A 4,468-nucleotide genomic window follows, 5' to 3' on the forward strand; every position below is an offset into this window, starting at 1 on the left:
CTCTCGGCCACGTCTCCGTTGGCGCAAGCCTTACTGTTCCGCTCGAAGGCGGTCAACACGCCTGACCTATTTCAGCCTCTTTGGGCCCGGTATTGTCCCTGCCTCCAATATGATAGGCTGGGACGAACCAGCCAAGGGGATGGCGAAACGCTATGGGTTGGCGCATCCATTCGGGCGTGCTTGGTCCGCGGCGCTAGGCGCTGCCGCGCTCGGCCTCTTTGCGTCCGCCGCCGAGGCCGCCGACTACTGCGTCCACTGCAAGGGGCCGGGACGAGACCTATCGCTGCCGGGTGACGGGCGACGGCGCCAAGCCGGAGCGATGCGCTCAAGCTCTATTGCGTGATCCGCACCGACCAAGGAAGGCAACCACGCCTCCTGCTCGGCCGAGAAGGCCACGAGCGACTGCGTGGGGCTGGTGAAGGCCTACACCTATGACGGACCCGCCCTGCCCTCGGGCCTCACCTCCGACCCGCGCGTGAAAGACCTGACCCGGAAGGTCGAGCGCAACCGGCAGACCTTCGAGGAACCGAAGGGCGAAGAGCCTAAATCTCTGTTCGAGCTGGGCGGCCGCGCGGTCGATGCCTCACGCAAGGGCTTGCGCAATGCCGGTTCGGCGATCGGGATTGGCGGCTCGGAGACCGAAGTCGCCCGCCCGCCGCTCCGGCACCGCCGGCCCAGGAAGCGGCCGCGCCCGCGCCAACGGAAGCCGCGGACACGCGCGGCTTCGCGCGCAAGAGCTATGACTGCATGCTCTCTCTGTTCCGCGATTGCAGCGGAAACGAGTGAGGGCGCCAGGCTCATCGCCCAGCGCCCCCTCCCCTAGATCTCAAAATTGAAAACTGCAATTCGACCTTAGTGGGTCTGGATCCACTCGCGCGCCTGGCGCTGCGCCTCGGCGATCTGATCGGTGGTCATCTCCTGGGCGAGCTCCACGCGATAGGTCAGCGCCGAAGCATTGCCCCGCGCCGCGGCGAGGTTGAACCATTTATGCGCGGTCACGAGATCCGCATCCACGTCGCGGCCGGTGGCGTAAAGCATCCCCAGTTCGAACAGAGCGTCGGGCGCGCCTGTTTGCGCCGCCAGCTCCATGTAGCCCGTAACCCCCGTCGCCATATCCAGTCGAGCCATAATACGTCCCCCTGTTGTCCCTCGTTGAACCGCAACGAACCTGCTTTTTCCCTCGCAAGGTTCGGCGCGTGTCGTTCACTTCAAACCTGGGGAGATCATCGGCCAGCACTTTCAACAACGTCTGAATCGTCGTGGTGAACGCGAAATCAGGAAAGATAAAATGCGCGGTAACTTAGGTTTACATTGCACGCGTTTGTGCGCGCGTTGCGCGGGTCAAAGATTAAGACCGGCGTTTTGCAAGACTTCTTTGACCATTCACGGTCACACGCCGATAACCACGGCGGAACTTGGCAAAAGAAAAAGCTTCGCGCGGCCTACGGAATGAGCAGCGTCGATCCCGTGGTGAGCCGTCCTTCCAGCTCGCGATGGGCGCGTTCGGCGTCGCTGAGCGCATAGGTCTGATTGACGGCGATCCTGACCTTGCCCTTGGCGATGACGCCGAACAGATCGTTCGCGGTGGAGACCAGCTCTTTCCGCGTGGCGATGTAGTCGCCGAGCGCGGGCCGCGTGGTGAACAGCGAGCCCTTCTGCGCCAGAAGATTGATCCGGAAACTCCGCACCGGCCCCGACGCCTGGCCGAAGCTGACCCACATGCCGCGCCGCTTCAGGCAGTCGAGCGACATCGGAAACGTGTCCTTGCCGATGGAATCGTAGACCACGTCGACGCCCTCGCCCTTGGTGTAGTCCTTCACCTTGGCGACCACGTCTTCCTCCCGGTAGTTAATCACATGGGTGCAGCCATGTGAGCGCGCGATCAGCGCCTTGCCGGACGAGCCGACCGTGCCGATCACCGTGGCGCCGAGCGAGGCCGCCCATTGGCAGGCGATCATGCCGACGCCGCCCGCCGCCGCATGAAACAGCAGCGTCGTCTCCGGACCGACCTTGTAGGTCCGGCGCAGGAGATATTGGGCCGTCATGCCTTTCAGCATGATTGCGGCCGCCGTCTCGTCGTCCACGCCGTCGGGAATGCGCACCACGCGGTCGGCCGCGATCAGGCGCTCCTCGGCGTAGGCGCCCATCGGGCCCGCATAGGCCACGCGGCGCCCGACCTTCAGATCGCGCACGCCCTCGCCCACCACCGTGACCACGCCAGCGCCTTCCATGCCGGGAACGAACGGCAGCGTGTCCTGCGGATAGAGCCCGGTGCGTCCGTACACATCGATGAAGTTGAGGCCGATCGCCGTCTGCTTGATGCGGATTTGGCCGGGCCCCGGCGCGCCGACCTCGGCCTCTTCCCATTTGAGGACTTCGGGACCGCCGTACTCATGAACGCGGATGGCTTTGGTCATGCCGGGACCGCGCAAGACGCGCTTACTCCAACCCGAGCTTCGACTTGAGCAATTCGTTGACGGCCTGGGGGCTGGCCTTGCCGCCGGTCGCCTTCATCACCTGACCGACGAACCAGCCGATCAGCGCCGGCTTCTCTTTCGCCTGTGCGAGCTTCTCCGGGTTCGCGGCGATGATCTCATCAACCGTCTTCTCGATGCGCCCCACATCGGTGACCTGCTTCAGCCCGCGCGCCTCGACGATCTCGGCGGGGTCTCCGCCTTCGGTCCACACGATATCGAACACGTCCTTGGCGATCTTGCCGGAGATGGTGCCTGCCTTGATGAGATCGACGATCCCGCCGAGCTGATCCGCGGAGATCGGGCTGTCGAGGATGTTGAGACCTTCCTTGTTGAGACGGCCGAACAGCTCGTTGATCACCCAATTCGCCGCCTGCTTGGCGTCGCGCCCCGCCGCGACCGCCTCGAAATAATCGACGCTCTCACGCTCCGCCACGAGCACGTCGGCATCGTAAGGCGTGAGTCCATAGTCGGCGATGAATCGCGCGCGCTTCTCATCCGGCAGCTCGGGCAAGTCCGCGGCCAGCCCGTCCACATAATTCTGCGTCAGCTCGAGCGGGAGCAAATCCGGATCGGGGAAATAACGATAGTCGTGCGCCTCTTCCTTGGAGCGCATGGACCGCGTCTCGCCGGTCTTGGCGTCGAACAGCCGCGTCTCTTGAATGATCTCGCCGCCCGTCTCGAGGATCTCGATCTGCCGGCGCGCTTCATATTCGATCGACTGGCCGATGAAGCGGATCGAATTGACGTTCTTGATCTCGCAGCGTGTGCCGAACGCGTCCCCCGGACGCCGCACCGAGACGTTCACGTCGGCGCGTAGCGATCCTTCTTCCATGTTGCCGTCGCAGGTGCCGAGATAGCGCAGGATCGTGCGGAGCTTCGACACATAGGCGCGTGCCTGTTCGGACGAGCGCAGATCCGGCTTCGACACGATCTCCATCAGCGCCACGCCGGAGCGGTTGAGGTCCACATAGGAATTCTGCGGATGCTGGTCGTGCAGGCTCTTGCCCGCGTCCTGCTCCAGATGCAGGCGCTCGATGCCGACAACGACACGCTCGCCGGAGAGGAGATCGACGATGACCTCGCCCTCGCCCACGATCGGGTTCTTGTACTGGCTGATCTGATAGCCCTGCGGCAGATCGGGATAGAAATAGTTCTTCCGGTCGAACACCGAATAGAGATTGATCGCTGCCTTCAGCCCAAGCCCCGTGCGCACGGCTTGCGCCACGCAAAACTCATTGATGACGGGCAGCATGCCGGGCATGGCCGCGTCGACCAGGCTCACATGCGAATTGGGATCGCCGCCGAACGCCGTCGAGGCGCCGGAGAACAGCTTGGCGTTTGAGGTGACCTGGGCATGGACCTCCATGCCGATTACCACCTCCCACTCGCCGGTGGCGCCTTCGATCAGGTTCGATTTTTCGGTCTTGGCGTCCATGGGCCGCCGCTACTCCTTCGGCTCCGTCGTGCGGAGCTTCTCCTCTTCATACTGGATGAACCAGCCGATCATTTGACGCCAAAGAGCCTCGACCAACTCCGGCGGCAAATCGTTTTCGGCCGCCCGGGCCTTGACCTTGTCGATCACCTGCTGGATGCGCCAGGGCACCCGCGCATCGGCCGGCGACTTCTTGAGCTGCCAAGCCCGGTCCACATAGGCGAAGCGCTCGCAAATGAGATCCACCAAAGCTTGATCGATGCGGTCGATCTCGATCCGCACCTCTTCCATGGACTGGCATTTCTGTGCTGCGCGCGTCGCCATCGTTCAGTCTCTCGCTATTTTGAGGCCTCGGCCACCACGGCATCCGCCTCGATCTCGACCAGCCAGTCGGGGCTGACGAAGCCGGTGACCTGAAGCGCGGTGTTGGCGGGACGAATATCGCCGAAGACTTCGCCGTGGACCCGGCTTACGGCTTCGAAATGCGCCATGTCGACCAGGTAGACGCGGGTGCGCACTACGTCCTTGAAGCTCGCGCCGGCTTTGGCGAGAGCTTCGG

At 63.6% G+C, this 4,468-nt stretch carries 6 protein-coding genes; 1 reads left to right on the forward strand and 5 read right to left on the reverse strand.

What is annotated here, in order from left to right:
- The first annotated feature begins 406 nt into the window (after nt 1-406).
- Nucleotides 407-823 carry a hypothetical protein gene (locus AUC71_RS10570; protein ID WP_141701608.1) on the forward strand — a complete coding sequence of 139 codons (417 nt, stop codon included), beginning with the start codon at nt 407-409 and terminating at the stop codon, nt 821-823.
- A 29-nt stretch (nt 824-852) separates the two neighbouring features.
- Here the strand turns inward: AUC71_RS10570 and AUC71_RS10575 are convergent, their stop codons facing one another.
- The 5 genes from AUC71_RS10575 to AUC71_RS10595 all read right to left on the reverse strand — a co-directional run.
- Nucleotides 853-1,128, reverse strand: coding sequence for an SEL1-like repeat protein (locus tag AUC71_RS10575; RefSeq protein WP_083238276.1), 276 nt, complete (start codon nt 1,126-1,128; stop codon nt 853-855).
- 314 nt (nt 1,129-1,442) lie between these two features.
- Nucleotides 1,443-2,417 carry a quinone oxidoreductase family protein gene (locus AUC71_RS10580; protein ID WP_069624237.1) on the reverse strand — a complete coding sequence of 325 codons (975 nt, stop codon included), beginning with the start codon at nt 2,415-2,417 and terminating at the stop codon, nt 1,443-1,445.
- A 22-nt stretch (nt 2,418-2,439) separates the two neighbouring features.
- On the reverse strand, nt 2,440-3,912 hold the full coding sequence (gene gatB / locus AUC71_RS10585) for an Asp-tRNA(Asn)/Glu-tRNA(Gln) amidotransferase subunit GatB (RefSeq protein ID WP_069624238.1): 1,473 nt from the start codon (nt 3,910-3,912) through the stop codon (nt 2,440-2,442).
- Between the two features lie 9 nt (nt 3,913-3,921).
- Nucleotides 3,922-4,233 carry a chorismate mutase gene (locus AUC71_RS10590; RefSeq protein ID WP_069624239.1) on the reverse strand — a complete coding sequence of 104 codons (312 nt, stop codon included), beginning with the start codon at nt 4,231-4,233 and terminating at the stop codon, nt 3,922-3,924.
- A gap of 14 nt (nt 4,234-4,247) precedes the next feature.
- Nucleotides 4,248-4,468: Rid family hydrolase (locus AUC71_RS10595; RefSeq protein ID WP_244500904.1), on the reverse strand; the 221-nt coding region annotated here is incomplete at its 5' end.

This window comes from Methyloceanibacter marginalis, assembly GCF_001723295.1.
Taxonomy (GTDB): Bacteria; Pseudomonadota; Alphaproteobacteria; order Rhizobiales; family Methyloligellaceae; genus Methyloceanibacter; species Methyloceanibacter marginalis.